Genomic DNA, 17561 nt, shown 5'->3' on the forward strand with positions numbered 1-17561 from the left:
TGCGCCATTGCTTGGCAGTGCTGCCTAAAAAGCGGGCGCTGGCTGGAATCTGCCTATAAATTAATCAGACATTTGACGCCGATTGGACCTTGCAGCGCTAAACAAACCGCTGCAGTCAGGCTAAAGTGGCGAAAAATAGGGCCGAGCAGGCGATTTTATGACTGACAAGAACAAGCGCAAACGCCCTCTGGTCGCCGACAGGCGGTATCCGGGCAAGGCCAAACCCAAGCCTAAGACCTCTGCGCGGGCCAAACTGGCCACGCGCAAGGCCGCACCGGCCCGCCGCAAGGCGGCGCGCACCAAACGCCCCCGGCGCGGGGGAATCATTGGCTTCTTTGCGGGCTTGGCCCGTTGGATTTGGCGTTTGATCTGGACGATCACGTGGCGCGTGAGCCTTGTGGCCTTCCTCGTTCTCGCCTTGGCTGTCGGCTATATCTATACCACCATTCCGCCGCTCGAAGCGCTGTTAGATGGCCGCGCGCGCGGCTCTGTCACCATGCTCGACCGGGAGGGAGAGGTCTTTGCCTGGCGCGGCGACCAGTTTGGCGGCGTGGTCTCGGCAGACTCGGTGTCCAAACATCTGCGAAACGCGGTCATCGCCACCGAAGACAAGCGATTCTACAACCATCTCGGCGTCAGCCCGCGGGGCATCGCCTCGGCGGTGCGGATCAACTTGAGCGAGGGGCGTGGCCCGCTTTCAGGCCATGGCGGGTCGACCATCACCCAGCAGACGGCCAAACTGCTTTGTCTGGGCGAGCCCTATGACCCCAGCAGCGGCATGACGGAAAAGGAATATGAGGCGGAATGCCGTCGTTCTTCCTTGGGCCGCAAAGCCAAAGAAGCGCTTTTTGCCGTCGCGATGGAGCTGAAATACACCAAGAGCGATATCCTTTCGATCTATCTGAACCGTGCCTACATGGGCGGCGGTGCCTTTGGCGCAGAGGCCGCGGCGCAGCGATTCTTCGGCAAGCCCGCCGCGGCGCTTTCGCCGTCTGAGGGCGCGATGCTGGCCGGTCTTTTGACCGCGCCCACAACCCTATCGCCCACCAACAATCTGGATCGCTCGCAAAGCCGTGCCGCCACGGTGATCCGCCTGATGGAAGACCAAGGCTATCTGACCGCAGCCGAGGCCGATGAGGCCATCGCCAACCCCGCGCAACTGTCCGAGGCGGCAGAAGCCGAGGCTGGCGGCTATTTCGCCGATTGGGTCATGTCCTCGGGGCCGGAGTTCTTTACCCGCAACACCACCGAAGATGTCATCATCAAGACCACCCTCGATCAGCGCATTCAGCGCGCGGCAGAGGAGGGGCTGAAATGGGTCTTTGAAAACAAGGTGCGCGACACCTCCAAAGCGCAGGCGGCCATCGTGGTGATGTCTTCTGATGGGGCGGTGCGGGCGCTGGTCGGCGGGCGCAAGACCAAGGTCGCGGGCGCCTTCAACCGTGCCACGCAGGCGATGCGCCAGACCGGTTCGGCGTTCAAACCCTTCATCTATGCCGCGGCGCTTGATCTGGGCTATTCGCCCGAAGACATCATCGTGGACGAACCCTACTGTCTTAATATCCCCGGTTCGGGTGAATGGTGCCCCAAGAACTACACCAAGAACTTCAAAGGCCCGGTCTCCCTGACAGACGCGCTGAAAGACTCGTTGAATATCCCGGCGGTCAAAGTTTCGGAAAGCGTAGGCCGCGAGACGGTGAGTGCGGTCGCCACGCAGTTCGGCATCAAAAGCGATCTGGCCGCAGGCCCGGCGCTGGCACTTGGCGCATCGGAAAGCACCCTGCTTGAAATGACGGGCGCCTACGCGGGCATCCTGAACGGCGGCTCTTCGGTGACCCCCTACGGGCTGGTCGATCTGCGCCTCTTGGGCGAAACGGAGCCGCTGATGGGCACCGGCGGCGGTATCAACGAACGGGTCATCCAAGAAGATGCCGCGCGCCAGTTGGTCTATATGATGGAGAAGGTGATTTCGGAGGGGACCGGCCAGCGCGCCCAGTTTGGCGACCGTCAGCTGGCGGGCAAGACCGGCACGACCTCGGCCAACAAAGACGCTTGGTTCGTCGGCTTTTCGGCGGATTATGTGGCCGGGGTCTGGATGGGCTATGATGACAACACGCCGCTCACCGGGGTCACAGGCGGTGGCCTGCCTGCAGAGATTTGGCGCGAAACCATGAGCCGTGTGCATGACGGGCTGCCCCTCAAGGAGTTGCCGATGCAGGCGCCCGCCCCGCCCAGCAACCTGAGCGAAGCGCAGCCCGAACCGCAACCACAGCCGCAGCAACCGCAGGGCGGAGGCAATCAGGGGGGTGGCGGCGCGGACAATGTGATCGACCGCGTTCTGCGTGACATCTTTGGCGGCGGCAGCAGCGGCAGTGGCGCCAGCGCACCTGCACCCAGTTTCCTCGACCGCTAAGGCGGTCGGGGCGCCGGCCCGAGAAAAAAATGGCACTAGGTTATCAAAATCATTATCAATTCCCCGTAAGCGGGAAGCGCGCCGGGTTTTGTGTGGGCAGCTTCGAAAGGGATTGATGCAAAGCGATGTGGTGAACAGGGGGCTGTCTGAACTGCGTCGCGTGCGCGGGCGCAGCCGTGGGCTTTATTGGGCTGTGGCCTTGTTCAGCCTATTCGCCAATATGCTCATGCTTACCGGTCCGCTGTATATGTTGCAGGTCTATGACCGGGTGCTCGGCTCCGGCTCCGAAGAGACGCTGATCGCCCTCTCGGTTCTTGTGGTCTTTCTCTATGCGGTGATGGGGCTCTTGGATTACACGCGCGGCCGGATCATGGCGCGGGTGGGCGCGCGGTTTCAATCCGATCTCGACCGGCGGGTGTTCGACGCGGTGGTGCGCAAATCCGCCGTGGCCCCGGATGTGAAGACCAACGCGGGTCTTGCCGATCTTGAAGCCGTGCAACGGCTGATTACATCGCCGGTTCTGATGGCCGGCTTCGATGCCCCTTGGACGCCGATCTTTTTCGCGGCGATCTTTCTGTTCCACCCGATGCTGGGGTGGCTGGCGGTGAGCGGCGCGGCGGTGCTGGTGGTGATCACCATTGCCAACCAGTTGCTGTCGCGCGAAAGCCAAGCGCGTGCAAACCTCTCGGGGCAGGCGGCAAATGCAATGTCGGACCAGATCAGGGTCGAGGCTGAGATGGTGCAGGCGATGGGGATGCGTGACGCGGCATTCTCGCGCTGGCAACAGGCCCGGGGTCAGGCGTTGGAACAGCAGGTCAAATCGACCGACGTGGGCGGCACGTTCACCGCGATGACCAAGACGCTGCGGTTGTTTCTGCAGTCCGCCATGCTTGGGCTCGGCGCATGGTTGGTCTTGAAAAACCAGATGACGCCGGGCGCGATGATCGCAGGCTCGATCCTGCTGGGCCGGGCGCTGGCGCCGGTCGAACTGGCATTGAACCAATGGCCGGTGGTGCAGCGGGGGCGGTCCGGTTGGGCCAATCTGGCGCAGCTTCTCGGCGCCGTGAGCGAAGAACCCCCGCGCACCGCGCTGCCGCAGCCCAAAGCGCGGCTGGTCGCCAAGGCGCTGACCGTGGTGGCACCGGGCGAGAAACAGGCGGCGCTTAAGTCGATCAATTTTACCGTCGAGCCGGGGCAGGCGGTGGGGGTGATCGGCCCGTCGGGGGCGGGGAAGTCGACACTGGCACGCACGCTCACCGGGGTCTGGCCGCCTGCGGGCGGGTCGATCCGGCTGGATGGGGCCGCGCTTGAGCATTACGGGAGCGAAACCTTGGGGCGGCATATCGGATACCTGCCGCAGCGCGTCCAATTGTTCGATGGCACCATCGCCGAGAATATCGCCCGGCTGTCCCCCGACCCCGACGATGCCAAAGTGATCAAGGCCGCCAAATTGGCGGCGGCGCATGAGATGATCCTCGAATTCCCCCAAGGCTATGACACGCCCATTCGCGCGGGGCAGGTGCGGCTTTCGGGGGGGCAGATGCAGCGCATCGGATTGGCGCGGGCGCTGTATGATGACCCGGTGATTGTGGTCCTGGATGAGCCGAATTCGAACCTCGACAATACCGGTTCCCAGGCGCTGAACCACGCAATCCGGCAGATGAAGGCCAGCGGGCGGTCGGTGCTGATCATGGCGCATCGTCCTGCGGCCATTCAGGAATGTGACACGCTGCTGGTGCTCGATAACGGCATCCGCAAAGCCTTTGGTCCCAAGGATGAGGTGCTTGCCGGAATGGTGCAAAATCACCGCGAGATTCAGCAAGCCCCCCCGCGGTCGGGGGGCGTGGTATGAGCAATCACAACGACAAACGCTGGTCGGCAACCCGGCCCCTGATCCTTGGGTTCTTCGGGCTGATCTTGCTGTTCGGCGGTTTTGGGACTTGGGCCGTGACCAGCCAAATCGCCGGGGCGGTGGTGGCTTCGGGCCGGATCGAAGTCGACCGCAACCGGCAGATCGTCCAGCATGAAACCGGTGGTGTGGTGGCCGAAATCCTTGTGGATGAGGGCGACAGTGTCGCCGCCGGGGACGCTTTGCTGCGACTGGATGCAGAGCAGCTGACCTCGCAATTGGCCATCGTCGAGGGCCAGCTTTATGAGCTTATGGCCCGCCGCAGCCGTCTGGAAGCGCAGCGCGATGAGGTGGAGGCGGTCACCTTTGACGAAGAGTTGCGAACCGCCGCCTCCGAAAATCCCGATGTGCAGGAACTGGTAGACGGCCAGCGCAACCTGTTTGACGCGCGCCGCGTCAGCGTGGCCCAAGAGCTTGAGCAATTGGGCAAACGCCGGGCGCAGATCAACGCGCAAATCCGCGGGGTCGATGCGCAAGAGGCCGCGCTTTCGCGCCAGCTGGAGTTGATCGAGGAGGAGTTGGGCAATCAGCAGTCACTGCTGGACCGTGGCCTCACGCAGGCCTCTGCCGTGCTGACCCTGATGCGCGAACAGGCCCGCCTGCGTGGCCAGATCGGAGAGTTGTCGGCACAAAAGGCGCAATCCCAAGAGCGGGTGACAGAGATTGACATCGAGCGGCTCAAGCTGCGCTCCGCCGGGCGGGAGGAGGCGATCACCCAGTTGCGCGACCTGCGCTACCGCGAGTTGGAGATGGCCGAACAGCGCCGCGCGCTCAGGGCCGAGATTGACCGGCTTGATATTCGCGCGCCGGTCTCGGGGGTGATCTATGGGATGCAGATCCAAACCCCGCGATCGGTCGTGCGCGCGGCGGAGCCTTTGATGTACCTCGTCCCGCAAGATCGTCCGCTGATCATCGCCGCGCGGGTCCAGACCATCCACATCGATCAGGTCGCCGTGGGCCAAGAGGTCAATCTGCGTCTTTCGTCATTGAACCAGCGCACCACGCCGGAACTGGTGGGGAAGGTCTTGCAGGTCTCTGCCGATTCCATTGACGACGACACGACCGGGCAAACCTATTACCGGGCCGAGATCGCGCTTAACCCCGGCGAGATCGACAAGCTGGAAGAGGGCACGATCCTGCTGCCCGGCATGCCGGTTGAGGCGTTTATCCGCACCGGCGAACGCTCTCCCATGGCCTATCTTCTGAAACCGATGGCCGACTATTTTGCGCGCGCTTTCCGCGAAAGTTGACGCGCCGCGCCGGGCGGGCGGCAAAGGGGCTTTTCCTCGGGGCGGAGGGCGGTTAGCGTCCGCTTGAACCCGCAATCAAAGGAAGCCCGTCATGTCCCTGACCGCCCGTCTCGCCGATCTCGGCATCACCCTGCCCGACGCGCCCGCACCGGCCGCGAACTATGTGCCCTTCGTGGTCACCGGCAATACCGTCTATGTGTCGGGCCAAATCTCTAACGGGCCGGATGGGTTGATCACCGGGCGTTTGGGCGACGGTATGGATGTCGACGCCGGGGCCGCCGCCGCGCGCAGCTGTGCGCTGAGCCTTTTGGCGCAGGTCCGCGCTGCTTGCGGAGGCGATCTGGACCGTCTCAAACGGGTTGTGAAACTGACGGGCTTCGTGAACTCCACCGCCGATTTCCCCGACCAGCCCAAGGTCATCAACGGGGCCTCTGACTTCATGGTCGAGGCTTTGGGCGAGGCGGGCCATCACGCCCGCTCGGCGGTCTCTGCCGCATCGCTGCCACTGGGTGTCGCCGTCGAAATCGAAGGCATTTTCGAGATCGAATGACCCTTCCCGCCGCCTTTCTGGACATTCCGCTGGCGCATCGCGCGCTGCATGACCTCTCTGCCGGGCGGCCCGAGAACAGCCGCGCCGCCGTGCGGGCGGCTGTCGATGCGGGTGTCGGGATCGAGATTGATCTGCAACTCAGCGCCGATAACAAGGCGATGGTGTTCCATGACTATGCCTTGGAACGGCTGACACCAGAGCGCGGCGCGGTCCGGCTGCGTGAGGCAAGCGCCCTTGCGGCCATCCCGCTAAAGGGGGGCGACGAGGGGATTCCAACGCTTGAGGAAATCCTCGACCTCATCGCCGGGCGCGTGCCGCTTTTGGTGGAGTTCAAGGATCAAGACGGCGCCATGGGGCCGGACGTGGGCCCGCTTGAGACCGCCGCCGCCGAACTGCTTGGCCGCTACCGGGGCGATTTGGCGGTCATGTCGTTCAATCCGCATTCGGTCCGCGCACTTGCCCGTCTTTTACCCGACGTGCCGCGCGGGCTGACCACCAGCGCCTACCGCCCCGATGAATGGCCGCTGCCCGCAGCCACCTGCGATCGGCTGCGCGGCATACCCGATTATGCCGACACCGGCTCTTGTTTCATCAGCCATGAGGCCGATGACCTGAACCGCCCGCGTGTGGCTGAGCTAAAGGCCGACGGGGCGGCGGTGCTCTGTTGGACGATCCGCAGCCAAGCTGAGGAAGACATCGCGCGTCAGGTGGCGCAGAACGTGACCTTTGAAGGGTATCTGCCGCGCCCGCGCTCTTGATCTGCGAGGCCGAGGCCACACATAGGACGCAAGGCAGGCAAGGCTCAGATGAACGCGCAGGAAATCGAGATTACCGTGGTGCCAGAACTGGCACAGATCGGCCAAAAGGACTGGGACGCCTGCGCCTGTCCCGAGGCCGCGGGCGGGGGCCGTCCGCGCGACCCGTTCACAACCTATCGTTTCCTGTCGGCGCTAGAGCAGAGCGGATCGGTCGGCCCCGGCACAGGCTGGCAGCCGCAGTATCTGGTGGCGCGGATTACAGGCCAAGTGATCGCCGTGGCGCCGATGTATGCCAAATCGCACAGCCAAGGCGAATATATCTTCGACCACAACTGGGCCCATGCCTATGAGCGCGCGGGCGGGCGGTATTACCCCAAACTGCAGATCGCCGTGCCCCACACCCCCGCCACCGGGCGGCGCTTTTTGGTGCGGCCCGAGTTTGAAGAGGCGGGCACCGCCGCGCTGGTTCAAGGCGCGGTACAGCTGACCGATAATAACGCGCTGTCGTCGCTCCATGTGACCTTTTGCACCGAGCAGGAGGTCGCCCGGGCCGAAGCACTGGGCCTGATGAGCCGCAAAAGTCAGCAGTTTCACTGGCACAACCGCGACTATGCGGATTTCGACGGTTTCCTCGCCAGCCTGTCTTCGCGCAAGCGCAAGAACATCCGCAAAGAACGCGCACAGGCGCAGGATTTTGGCGGCACGATCCACACCTTCACCGGCGACCAGATCGCGCCCGAGCATTGGGATGCCTTTTGGCAGTTCTACCAAGACACCGGCGCGCGGAAATGGGGTTCGCCCTACCTCACGCGGGAATTCTTTGACCACGCGCAAGAAAGCCTGCGCGACGATATCGCGCTGGTGCTGGCCGAACGTGACGGGCGTTGGGTTGCCGGGGCGCTGAACTTCATCGGGGCAGAAACGCTCTTTGGCCGCTACTGGGGCTGTACCGAACATCATCCCTTTTTGCATTTCGAACTGTGCTATTATCGCGCCATGGATTTCGCCATTGCCCATGGGCTTTCCCGTGTCGAAGCGGGCGCGCAGGGCGAACACAAGCTCGCGCGGGGCTATCTGCCGTCCCCCACATGGTCGCTGCATTGGATGCGGGATCCGGGCTTTGCCTCTGCCGTGGGGGAGTATCTGCAGGCCGAACGCGACGCCGTGGACGAAGAGATCAGCGTGCTGACCGATTACGGCCCCTTCAAAAAAGCGACGATCGAGGAACAAGAATGACCGAGAGATTAAGCATCGAAACCCGCAAGACGCTGCTGCAACCGCTGTTCAATACCGGCTGGGAAATGGTCGAAAGCCGGGATGCGATCCACAAGACGTTCAAGTTCAAGGATTTCGCCGACGCCTTTGGCTGGATGACAAGGGTGGCTATTTGGGCGGAAAAGTGGAATCACCATCCCGAATGGAGCAATGTTTACAACCGCGTGGAGGTGACGTTGATCACCCATGACGTGGATGGGCTAAGCTCGCTCGACGCGAAATTGGCGCGCAAGATGGATGGTCTCTTTGGGGCCGGGAAAGACTGACGGAGAGACCGGATGCAAGATTTGTTTGAAACGGAACTGTGGCAGGGCAAGACGATTGCCGATCTGCTGACACTGGAGTTCCTTGCCAGCGCGGCAGGGTCGGTGATCGGCGCGATTGTGATCCTGTTGCTGGGGTGGGTCATCTCAAGTTGGCTGCAACACCGTGTCGAAAACCTTGGCAAGCGGAACAAGCACCTCGACGAGATGCTGTTCGAATTTCTGGCTTCCATCGTGCGCTATGTGGTGCTGGGCTTTACCGTTTTGTTCGTGCTCAACACTTTCGGGGTCAAGACGACCTCGGTCGTGGCAGTCATCGGTGCGGCGGGTCTGGCGATTGGTCTGGCCCTGCAGGGCACCCTGTCGAACGTGGCCGCCGGGGTCATGCTTATCCTCTTTCGTCCGATCAAGATCGGCGATTTCGTGGTGATCGCGGGCGAGATGGGCACGGTCAAACAGATCAACCTGAACTATACGGTGCTGGCCGACCTCAGCAATGTGCAGGTCATCGTGCCGAACTCTGAAGTTTGGGGCAATGTCATCACCAACTATTCCGTCAACCCGACCCGCCGCGCGGAATGGACCTTTGGCGTGGGCTATGGCGCGAACCTCAAGACCGCCGAAGAGATCATTCGCAGCACGATCATGGCGGATGAACGCGCCCATGCCGATCCTGAGCCCTTCATTCAGGTGAACAATCTCAACGACAGTTCGGTCGATTTCCTTGTGCGGGTCTGGTGCAGCGCGGGGGATTATTTTGCCTTCAAGGCCGATATGACCCGCAAGGTCAAAGAGGCGTTGGATGAAGGCGGGGTGGATATTCCGTTCCCCACACGCACCATCGTGCAGGCTGCGGAATAGGCTTTCGCGTCTGCGGCCCTTCGCGGGGCACCCCTATCAGTAAAACGCCCGGCCAATCTGGCCGGGCGTTCGTGTTTTACATATTGTCCAGCAGTGCTTCGCCGCCGGAAATCTCGCAGGTGCCGGGGCTTTCCTCGGGCTGCCACAGTGTTACCTTGCCGTCTTCGACGAGCATCGCATAGCGTTTGGACCGGCCGACCAGCCCGGCACCTTCGGCGTCGAACTCCATGCCGATGGCGCGGGTAAATTCGCTGCTGGCGTCGGCCAGCATGGTGATCCCGGCCTCACTCGCGCCGGTCGCTTCGCCCCAAGCTTTCATCACGAACGGGTCGTTGCAGGAGACGCAGATCACCTCATCCACGCCTTTGGCGTCGAACTGATCTTTGGTGCGCACGAAGCTCGGCACATGGGCAGAGTGGCAGGTGGGCGTGAACGCACCCGGCACGGCAAAGATCACCACTTTGCGGCCCTTGAGCTTGTCAGCCATCTGCACCGGCTCGGGCCCATCCGCGCCCATCTGAACCAGTTTCGCGTCCGGCAGCGTCGAACCTTGAGAAATCGTCATGGGATAGCCTCTCCTGTCATTGCGGTTGTCTTGGGGCCAGATATAGGCTTTGACCGCGACTGAGACCAGATCAATCGGGGGGTGGCAGATGCAGCATGTTGTGGTGATCGGAGCCGGGCAGGCGGGGGCCTCTTGCGTGGCCAAACTGCGCAATGGCGGGTTTGAGGGCAAGATCATCCTGATCGGGGCCGAGCCTTGCCCGCCCTACCAACGCCCGCCTCTGTCTAAAGGGTATCTGCTTGGCGATATGACACTGGAGCGGCTGTTTCTACGGCCCGAGGCTTTCTATGCCGACCAAGGGATCACGCTGAAAACCGATTGCCGCGTGACCGCGATTGACCCCGAGGCGCGTGTTCTGAGCACGACCGAGGGCGAGGTCGCCTATGACGAACTGGTGCTCGCGACCGGCTCCCTCCCGCGTCGGCTACCGGCGGCGATTGGCGGGGATCTGGAGGGCGTCTTTACCGTGCGCGATCTGGCTGATGTGGATGCCATGGCGCCGCGTTTTGTGAAGGGCGCGAAGGTTCTGATCGTCGGTGGTGGTTACATCGGGCTGGAAGCCGCGGCGGTCGCGGCCAAGCTGGGGCTTGAGGTCACGCTGGTGGAAATGGCCGACCGCATTCTGCAGCGCGTCGCAGCGCCCGAGACCAGTGATTATTTCCGCGCCCTGCATGAAGGCCACGGCGTGACCCTGCGCGAAGGCGTGGGGCTGGAGCGGCTGTTGGGCGAAGGCCACGTTACCGGCGCACGGCTAAGCGATGGGACAGAGATTGCCGCCGATTTCGTCATCACCGGCGTGGGCATCGAGCCCGACATCGCGCTGGCCAAGGCAGCAGCGATCGAGATCGACAACGGCATCAAGGTCGACGCGCAGGGCCGCACAACTGTGCCGGGCGTCTGGGCGGCGGGGGATTGCACCTCTTTCCCCTATCGCGGCGGGCGTATCCGGTTGGAAAGCGTGCCCAATGCCATCGATCAGGCCGAGGTGGTCGCTGAAAATATCCTCGGCGGGGGCAAGGAATACATCGCCAAGCCGTGGTTCTGGTCGGACCAATATGACGTGAAACTGCAAATCGCCGGGCTGAACGCAGGCTATGACCGCGTGGTCAGCCGCCTTGGCGAAGGCAGCGCGTCGTTCTGGTACTACCTTGGCGAAACATTGCTGGCCGTCGATGCCGCGAACGATCCGCGCGGCTATATGGTGGGCAAACGGCTGATCGAAGCGGGAAAATCGCCAGACCCGGCACGGGTCGCGGACCCTCAGACGGACCTAAAGGCATTGCTGAAACCATGAGGATCATCGCCGGGAAATACCGTGGCCGACCGCTTGCCGCGCTTGGCAAGGGCGACGCCGAGGCGCATCTGCGACCGACCTCCGACCGGGTGCGCGAGAGCCTTTTTTCGATGTTGACCCATCACGATGTGATCGAGGGCGCGCGGGTGTTGGACCTGTTCGCAGGCACCGGCGCGCTTGGGTTCGAGGCCCTGTCGCGCGGTGCTGTGTCTGTCTGCTTCGTTGAGAATGGCCGGACAGGCCAGCAGTTGATCGGGGAGAACATGCGCAAACTAGAGGCTGAGGCGGAAACGCGGCTGCTGCGCAATGACGCGACGCGGCTGGGGTCCTGCGCGCAGGACCCTTTCGATCTGGCCTTCCTTGACCCGCCCTACGGCAAATCCATGGGGCAAAAGGCGCTTGTTGCGGCTGCCGAAGGCGGCTGGCTTGCACCCGGCGCGATGATCGTTTGGGAGGAAAGCGCGCCCATGCATGCACCCGAGGGATTCGCGCGTATCGACAAGCGCAAATACGGCGATACCCATGTGACGCTGCTGCAAAGGGCTGTAAGCTAACGGCTTTTTGCCGAGCGCTATCCCTTCTCAGGTTGATCCTTGTCTTTTCCGACAGAATAAGTCACCTATTGCCCGAAGGCCCGGCGCGCCCTGCGTCGGGACCAAGGTGATTTTCAAGGAAGGACATTCGATGCGCCTCAAAGCGACCACGGCCATTGCGCTGATCACATGCGCCGCCGCTCCGGCATTTGCACAAGACAAGGCCGAGGTGCTTGGCACCTATGCCGACATCGCGCAGGCGGGCTACGAAGACAGCCTGACCACCGCGCAAACGCTGCAAGCCGCCGTCGAGACGCTGATCGCCACCCCCTCGGCCGAAGCGCTTCAGGCTGCGAAAACCGCATGGCTGGCCGCCCGCGTGCCCTACCAGCAGACCGAGGTCTTCCGCTTTGGCAACGCCATCGTCGATGACTGGGAAGGCAAGGTAAACGCTTGGCCGCTGGACGAAGGTCTGATCGACTATGTCGATGCCTCCTATGGCGGTGAGACGGATGAGAACCAACTGGCGGTTCTGAACGTCATCGCCAACCCGACCTTCACGCTGGGCGGGGAAGAGGTGGACGCCACCGAGATCACGCCTGCGCTCCTCGAAGGGCAGTTGCATGAGGCGGGCGCGGTCGAAGCCAATGTCGCCACCGGCTACCACGCCATCGAATTCCTGCTCTGGGGCCAAGACCTGAACGGGACTGAGCATGGCGCGGGCAACCGTCCTTGGACCGACTACGCAACCGGCGAAGACTGCACCGGCGACAACTGCGACCGCCGTGGGCAATACCTGAAAGCCGCGACCGATTTGCTGGTCAGCGATCTGGAATGGATGGCCGGTCAATGGGCCGATGGCGGTGAGGCACGCGCCGCCGTGCTGGCAGACGAAGACGCCGGGATCGACGCGATCCTGACCGGCATGGGCTCGCTCTCCTACGGTGAGCAGGCGGGTGAGCGGATGAAGCTGGGCGTCATGCTCAACGACCCCGAAGAAGAGCACGACTGCTTCTCTGACAACACCCACAACAGCCACTACTACGACGGTTTGGGCGTGCGGAACGTGTATCTGGGCGAATACCTGCGCGTCGATGGCCGCGTGGTTTCCGGCGCATCGCTGTCTGACCTCGTGGCCAGCGCCGATGCCACCGTCGACGAAGACCTGCGCGCCAAACTGAACGCCTCCATGGTGGAACTGGGCCAGATCAAAACCGCCGCCGAAGCGGGTTTCAGCTATGACATGATGCTTGAGCGCGGCAATGCCGAAGGCGAGGCGCTGATCATGGGCGCGGTCGACGCGCTGGTAAACCAGACCCGCGCCATCGAGCGTGCCGTGACGGTTCTGGGCGGTGACGAAATCGCCTTTGAAGGCTCCGATAGCCTCGACGCGCCGGAGGCGGTCTTCCAGTAATCCTACCCCTTCCTCTGGGCCGCTGCGGCGGCCCGGGGCCAGCCAAGGAATACGCAACACCATGATTGTTTGTCACTGTCAGAACATCACCGATCGCGACATCAACAATGCCATCGACTGGATGCGCGCCTCTGATGCGCGCACGGTCATTACTGCGGGCAAAATCTACCGTGCCTTGGGCAAAGCAGCCGATTGTGGCGGTTGCATGCCTCTGTTCTTGTCTACCATGCGCGGAAATGGCAACTTTTCCGTGCCTGTGCTGACAACCACTCTACGTCAGGCAAAACCAAACAAGGAGACAGGTTCATGAAGGGCGACGACAAGGTCATCGAATATCTCAACGCGGCATTGCGCAGCGAATTGACAGCCGTGAGCCAGTACTGGCTGCATTACCGGCTGCAAGAAGACTGGGGCTATGGTCGGCTTGCCGATAAATCGCGCGAGGAAAGCATCGAAGAGATGAACCACGCCGATAAGCTGATCGAGCGGATCATCTTCCTTGAAGGGCACCCCAACCTGCAAAAGCTGGACGCGCTGCGCATCGGTGAAACGGTGAAGGAATGTCTTGAGTCCGATCTGGCTGCTGAACATGAGGCCCGCACCCTGTACATTGAGGCGCGCAATCACTGCGATCAGGTGGGCGATTACGTCTCAAAGAACCTGTTCGAAGAATTGATCGCCGATGAGGAAGGGCATATCGACTTTCTCGAAACCCAATTGGCGCTGCAGGCGGAACTGGGCGCGGCGGTCTATGGCCAGCTTCAGGCCAAGCCGACAGACGACAGCAAGTAACTTCGAATGGCAGGCCCGGCTCTGGGCCTGCCGCTTATCCAAGGCATTCCCCATGCGATTCCTCATTCCGATGCTCACGGTGGCCGCCGCGAGCATGGCCGCCGCCGCCCCGCAAGCTTTGGAGGAACCGCATCTTAAGGTGATCCCCCGCACCGCGGAAGAGACCGCCCGGATCGCCAAGGTCACCGCCCCCGCGACCGAATTCGACAGACCCGAACCCTTTGAGACGAACCCGGCAGGCGCCGCCACGGTCAGCCCGCGCGGCAATGCCGATGCGTTTTCGCTGCCCTCCGGTAACATTCCTTTCGAGCGTGAGTTGGACTTTAAGGTCGGCAATGGGCTGTTCAAAAAACTCTGGGTCTCTTCGCCCTCGTCGACGCTGGCCTCTGACGGGCTGGGGCCGCTCTTCAACGCGCGTTCCTGCCAGCGCTGCCACCTGAAAGACGGGCGCGGCCATCCGCCCGAGGGGCCTCAGGATGACGCGGTGTCGATGTTCCTGCGCATCTCGGTCCCCACGCCCCCCGAAGAGGCGATGAGCGAGATCGAGGCCTTCCTGCTCTCGGTCGGCGACAAGACCCCGCGCACGCGGCCCGATCCTGTCTATGGTGGGCAATTGCAGGATTTCGGGGTGGCGGGCCATCCAGCGGAATACCGTCTCGGCGTGCGTTATGAAGAGGTGGAGGTCGCCCTGTCGGAGGGGGAGACCGCCAGCCTTCGCCGCCCGACCTACAGTGCCGAAGACCTCGGCTATGGCCCCTTGGCCGAGGGTGCGATGCTCAGCCCCCGCGTCGCCCCGCCGATGATCGGCTTGGGCCTGTTGGAGGCGATTCCAGCGGCAGATATCTTGGCGCTGGCCGACCCGGAGGACGCCGATGGCGATGGCATCTCGGGCCGGGCGCAGATTGTCTGGTCCTTTGAACATGCGCGTCCGATGCTGGGCCGTTTCGGCTGGAAAGCCGGGGCGCCGACGATCCGCGAGCAGTCCGCCAGCGCCTTTGCAGGCGACATTGGCATTTCCTCCCCCATTTTCGACGCGGCATGGGGCGATTGCACGACAGAGCAGACCGCCTGCCGCGCGGCACCCCATGGGGATGGTGACGACCGTGGCACCGAGATCGACGCCGAAGGGCTGGATCTGGTGACCTTCTACAGCCGCAACCTTGCCGTGCCCGCCCGCCGCGATGTTGGCGCACCTGAGGTGCTGCGCGGCAAGGCGGTGTTCCATGAGGTCGGCTGCACCTCCTGTCACCAGCCGAAATTCGTGACCGCACGACTGGAGGATCAGCCCGAGCAGAGCTTTCAACTGATCTGGCCGATGACCGATCTTTTGCTCCATGACATGGGCGAAGGGCTGGCTGACAATCGCCCCGAGGGCCGCGCGAATGGGCGCGAATGGCGCACCGCGCCGCTCTGGGGCATCGGCTTGACCGAGCAGGTCAACGGCCATACCCAATTCCTGCACGACGGGCGCGCGCGGTCGCTGCTCGAAGCGGTGCTCTGGCACGGCGGCGAAGCCCAGCCCGCCCGTGATGCCGTGGTCGACATGCCCAAAGCCGACCGTGACGCCCTGATCCGCTATCTGGAGAGCCTCTGATGCGCAGCCTGCTGACCGCCACCTTCCTTCTGACCGCCGCCCCCGCCCTCGCCGGGGTGGAGGAGGTGATCCAAGATCACGTGCTGCCCGGCACCGCCCGTTTCGCCTCTGCCACTGCGGCGCTCGACGCTGCAGCGCAGGCCAATTGCACCGACACGGCCCTGCGCCCGGCCTATCAAGAGGCTTTCGACGCATGGCTCGGCATCGCGCATCTGACCCTTGGACCGTTGGAGGAAGACGGGCGCGGGCTGGCCATCGCCTTTTGGCCCGACACGCGCGGCATGATCGGGCGTAGCGTGGCGCGACTGGTGGCTGAGGAAGACCCAATTGCGACAAGCGGGGAGTACGCCGAAGTCTCCATCGCCGCGCGCGGGCTCTTTGCGCTGGAACGGCTGCTTTATGACGATGACTTCGCAGGCTACGGGGCCGAAAGCTATCCCTGCGCGTTGGCTCGTGCGATGGCCGCCGATTTGGCCGTGCTGGGGCGCGAAGTCGACACCGCATGGCGTGAGGATTTTGCCGCCGCGCTCCGCAGCGCCGGGGAGGCGGGCAATGGCCGTTTCCTCAGCCCGCGCGAGGCATCGCAGGCGCTTTACACGGCTTTGGCGACCGGGCTCGAATTTCTCGTGGACCAACGTCTAGGCCGCCCGATGGGCAGTTTTGATACGCCGAAACCGCAGGTGGCCGAGGCGCGCCGTTCGGGCCGCAGCCTGCGCAATGTGGTGTTGTCACTCGAAGCATTGCAGGGTCTAGCCGACACGCTGTCGGACGCCGCCACCCCCAAAACCGACGCCGCATTCGACCGCGCCTTGAGCGCCGCGCGCGTGTTGGAAGACCCGGTCTTTGCCGGGGTGGCCGACCCGATAAGCCGCATCCGGGTCGAGGCGCTGCAAAACGATGTGCGGGCCGTTTCCGAAGCCGTGAGCGCTGAGATCGCCCCGGCACTTGGCGTTTCGGTCGGGTTCAACTCGGCGGATGGCGATTGATGCCCTCGCGTCGCCATTTCCTTGCGGGTCTCGCCGCCGCGACGAGCTTACCAGCGATTGGCTGGGCCGCCGCCGGCAGCCCTGCCTACCTTGCCGCAGCGCGCGACCCATCCGGGGCCTATGCGCTTTTCGGGCTGGACGGGACGGGCCACGACATTTTCCGCATTCCGCTGCCCGATCGGGGCCATGCCGCCGCCGCGCATCCCACGGCGCCCGAGGCCGTGGCCTTTGCCCGCCGTCCGGGGCGGTTTGCACTGGTGATCGATTGCGTGGAGGGCCGCGTCGCCCATCGCCTCGACGCGCCGGAGGGGCGGCATTTCTACGGGCATGGGGCGTTTTTGCAGGGCGGGGCCATCCTTGCCACCAGCGAGAATGAGATCGACACGGGCGAAGGGCGCATCGGGCTGTGGTCCCGCGCCGAGGGCTATGCCCGGATCGGAGAGATCGCCTCGGGCGGGATCGGCCCGCATGAAATCCGCCGCTGGTCTGAGGATGTGCTGGTCGTGGCCAATGGCGGCATCCGCACCCATCCCGACAGCGGCCGGGAGAAGCTGAACATCGACGTGATGCGGCCCAACCTGTCCTATGTCAACCTCTCGGGCGAGATGCTGGAGCAGGTCACATTGCCCGACGATCTGCGCAGGAACTCGATCCGCCATCTGGCCTTGGCGCCCGACGGGCAGGTGGCTTTTGCGATGCAATGGCAGGGAGAGCCGAACGACGCCGTGCCGTTGTTGGGCCTCCACCGGCGCGGGCAAAACCCGGTATTGGCCGAGGCCGATCTGGCCGAGCAAATCGCGATGCAGGGCTACGCGGGGAGCGTGGCATTCGCGGCAGATGGCGGGGCGGTCGGTATCACCTCCCCCCGGGGCGGGCGGCTGCATCTGTTTGACAGCAAAGGTGGTTTCCTTGCCAGCCACCGCCGTGCCGATGTCTGCGGGCTGGCGCCGGGCCGGGGCGGTTTCGTCGCCACGGATGGGCTGGGCGGTATCCTGTCGCTGCAAGAGGCAGCGCTGTCGCGGCTCACTACAGCCGCGCGGGCGTGGGACAACCATCTGGTTGCTATCGACGGATAGGCGGGCGGGGGCACTGCCCCCACCGGGT

Annotated in this window: 17 protein-coding genes; 16 read left to right on the forward strand and 1 reads right to left on the reverse strand. The window is 63.5% G+C overall.

The genetic code is table 11. From position 1 onward, the window contains the following. Positions 1–157 precede the first annotated feature (157 nt). The 8 genes from K3758_RS01605 to K3758_RS01640 all read left to right on the forward strand — a co-directional run bounded on the left by K3758_RS01605 (position 158) and on the right by K3758_RS01640 (position 9279). Entirely contained in the window at positions 158–2413 is a 2256-nt protein-coding gene (locus K3758_RS01605; protein ID WP_259947127.1) for a transglycosylase domain-containing protein, read from the forward strand. Between the two features lie 115 nt (positions 2414–2528). Further along, positions 2529–4265, forward strand: coding sequence for a type I secretion system permease/ATPase (locus K3758_RS01610; protein ID WP_259947129.1), 1737 nt, complete (start codon positions 2529–2531; stop codon positions 4263–4265). Continuing rightward, positions 4262–5572 carry an HlyD family type I secretion periplasmic adaptor subunit gene (locus tag K3758_RS01615; protein WP_259947130.1) on the forward strand — a complete coding sequence of 437 codons (1311 nt, stop codon included), beginning with the start codon at positions 4262–4264 and terminating at the stop codon, positions 5570–5572. Before K3758_RS01610 ends, K3758_RS01615 begins: the two co-directional genes overlap by 4 nt. Positions 5573–5663: 91 nt before the next feature. Continuing rightward, on the forward strand, positions 5664–6122 hold the full coding sequence (locus tag K3758_RS01620) for a RidA family protein (protein WP_259947131.1): 459 nt from the start codon (positions 5664–5666) through the stop codon (positions 6120–6122). Next, positions 6119–6880, forward strand: coding sequence for a glycerophosphodiester phosphodiesterase family protein (locus K3758_RS01625; RefSeq protein WP_259947133.1), 762 nt, complete (start codon positions 6119–6121; stop codon positions 6878–6880). Before K3758_RS01620 ends, K3758_RS01625 begins: the two co-directional genes overlap by 4 nt. A 48-nt stretch (positions 6881–6928) precedes the next feature. Continuing rightward, positions 6929–8116: a GNAT family N-acetyltransferase gene (locus tag K3758_RS01630; protein WP_259947134.1), complete on the forward strand. Its 1188-nt coding sequence runs from the start codon at positions 6929–6931 to the stop codon at positions 8114–8116. Then, complete coding sequence (locus tag K3758_RS01635; RefSeq protein WP_067628953.1) at positions 8113–8421, forward strand: 4a-hydroxytetrahydrobiopterin dehydratase; 309 nt, start codon at positions 8113–8115, stop codon at positions 8419–8421. The genes K3758_RS01630 and K3758_RS01635 overlap by 4 nt, the downstream gene beginning before the upstream one ends. A gap of 12 nt (positions 8422–8433) precedes the next feature. Next, positions 8434–9279, forward strand: a complete 846-nt coding sequence (locus K3758_RS01640; protein WP_132444086.1) for a mechanosensitive ion channel family protein — start codon at positions 8434–8436, stop codon at positions 9277–9279. A 76-nt stretch (positions 9280–9355) separates the two neighbouring features. Here K3758_RS01640 and K3758_RS01645 read toward each other — a convergent pair whose 3' ends face one another. Beyond that, entirely contained in the window at positions 9356–9844 is a 489-nt protein-coding gene (locus tag K3758_RS01645; RefSeq protein ID WP_067628957.1) for a peroxiredoxin, read from the reverse strand. 88 nt (positions 9845–9932) lie between these two features. Between K3758_RS01645 and K3758_RS01650 the strand changes: the two genes are divergently transcribed. From K3758_RS01650 to K3758_RS01685, 8 genes are all read left to right on the forward strand, one after another. Continuing rightward, positions 9933–11138 carry an NAD(P)/FAD-dependent oxidoreductase gene (locus K3758_RS01650; protein ID WP_259947142.1) on the forward strand — a complete coding sequence of 402 codons (1206 nt, stop codon included), beginning with the start codon at positions 9933–9935 and terminating at the stop codon, positions 11136–11138. Beyond that, a complete protein-coding gene (rsmD, locus tag K3758_RS01655) occupies positions 11135–11692 on the forward strand; it encodes a 16S rRNA (guanine(966)-N(2))-methyltransferase RsmD (protein ID WP_259947143.1) in 558 nt (185 codons plus the stop codon). The genes K3758_RS01650 and rsmD overlap by 4 nt, the downstream gene beginning before the upstream one ends. Positions 11693–11822: 130 nt before the next feature. Then, positions 11823–13085, forward strand: a complete 1263-nt coding sequence (locus tag K3758_RS01660; RefSeq protein WP_259947144.1) for an imelysin family protein — start codon at positions 11823–11825, stop codon at positions 13083–13085. A 61-nt stretch (positions 13086–13146) separates the two neighbouring features. Next, a complete protein-coding gene (locus K3758_RS01665) occupies positions 13147–13395 on the forward strand; it encodes a bacterioferritin-associated ferredoxin (RefSeq protein ID WP_259947145.1) in 249 nt (82 codons plus the stop codon). Further along, a complete protein-coding gene (bfr, locus tag K3758_RS01670) occupies positions 13392–13877 on the forward strand; it encodes a bacterioferritin (protein ID WP_259947146.1) in 486 nt (161 codons plus the stop codon). The genes K3758_RS01665 and bfr overlap by 4 nt, the downstream gene beginning before the upstream one ends. A 52-nt stretch (positions 13878–13929) precedes the next feature. Further along, positions 13930–15471, forward strand: coding sequence for a di-heme oxidoredictase family protein (locus K3758_RS01675; protein WP_409202613.1), 1542 nt, complete (start codon positions 13930–13932; stop codon positions 15469–15471). After that, positions 15471–16457 carry an imelysin family protein gene (locus K3758_RS01680; protein WP_259947147.1) on the forward strand — a complete coding sequence of 329 codons (987 nt, stop codon included), beginning with the start codon at positions 15471–15473 and terminating at the stop codon, positions 16455–16457. The genes K3758_RS01675 and K3758_RS01680 overlap by 1 nt, the downstream gene beginning before the upstream one ends. Further along, positions 16457–17533 (forward strand): DUF1513 domain-containing protein, encoded by a 1077-nt coding sequence (locus K3758_RS01685; RefSeq protein WP_259947148.1) that lies wholly within the window; start codon positions 16457–16459, stop codon positions 17531–17533. Before K3758_RS01680 ends, K3758_RS01685 begins: the two co-directional genes overlap by 1 nt. Positions 17534–17561 lie beyond the last annotated feature (28 nt).

This window comes from Sulfitobacter sp. W002 (assembly GCF_025142135.1).
Lineage (GTDB): Bacteria > Pseudomonadota > Alphaproteobacteria > Rhodobacterales > Rhodobacteraceae > Sulfitobacter > Sulfitobacter profundi.

Coding starts and splice junctions, on each gene's coding strand:
- K3758_RS01605 (WP_259947127.1), top strand. CDS start 158: ATGACTGACAAGAACAAGCGCAAACGCCCTCTGGTCGCCGACAGGCGG.
- K3758_RS01620 (WP_259947131.1), top strand. CDS start 5,664: ATGTCCCTGACCGCCCGTCTCGCCGATCTCGGCATCACCCTGCCCGAC.
- rsmD (WP_259947143.1), top strand. CDS start 11,135: ATGAGGATCATCGCCGGGAAATACCGTGGCCGACCGCTTGCCGCGCTT.
- K3758_RS01630 (WP_259947134.1), top strand. CDS start 6,929: ATGAACGCGCAGGAAATCGAGATTACCGTGGTGCCAGAACTGGCACAG.
- K3758_RS01685 (WP_259947148.1), top strand. CDS start 16,457: ATGCCCTCGCGTCGCCATTTCCTTGCGGGTCTCGCCGCCGCGACGAGC.
- K3758_RS01660 (WP_259947144.1), top strand. CDS start 11,823: ATGCGCCTCAAAGCGACCACGGCCATTGCGCTGATCACATGCGCCGCC.
- K3758_RS01635 (WP_067628953.1), top strand. CDS start 8,113: ATGACCGAGAGATTAAGCATCGAAACCCGCAAGACGCTGCTGCAACCG.
- K3758_RS01645 (WP_067628957.1), bottom strand. CDS start 9,844: ATGACGATTTCTCAAGGTTCGACGCTGCCGGACGCGAAACTGGTTCAG.
- K3758_RS01680 (WP_259947147.1), top strand. CDS start 15,471: ATGCGCAGCCTGCTGACCGCCACCTTCCTTCTGACCGCCGCCCCCGCC.
- bfr (WP_259947146.1), top strand. CDS start 13,392: ATGAAGGGCGACGACAAGGTCATCGAATATCTCAACGCGGCATTGCGC.
- K3758_RS01650 (WP_259947142.1), top strand. CDS start 9,933: ATGCAGCATGTTGTGGTGATCGGAGCCGGGCAGGCGGGGGCCTCTTGC.
- K3758_RS01640 (WP_132444086.1), top strand. CDS start 8,434: ATGCAAGATTTGTTTGAAACGGAACTGTGGCAGGGCAAGACGATTGCC.
- K3758_RS01610 (WP_259947129.1), top strand. CDS start 2,529: ATGCAAAGCGATGTGGTGAACAGGGGGCTGTCTGAACTGCGTCGCGTG.
- K3758_RS01675 (WP_409202613.1), top strand. CDS start 13,930: ATGCGATTCCTCATTCCGATGCTCACGGTGGCCGCCGCGAGCATGGCC.
- K3758_RS01615 (WP_259947130.1), top strand. CDS start 4,262: ATGAGCAATCACAACGACAAACGCTGGTCGGCAACCCGGCCCCTGATC.
- K3758_RS01625 (WP_259947133.1), top strand. CDS start 6,119: ATGACCCTTCCCGCCGCCTTTCTGGACATTCCGCTGGCGCATCGCGCG.
- K3758_RS01665 (WP_259947145.1), top strand. CDS start 13,147: ATGATTGTTTGTCACTGTCAGAACATCACCGATCGCGACATCAACAAT.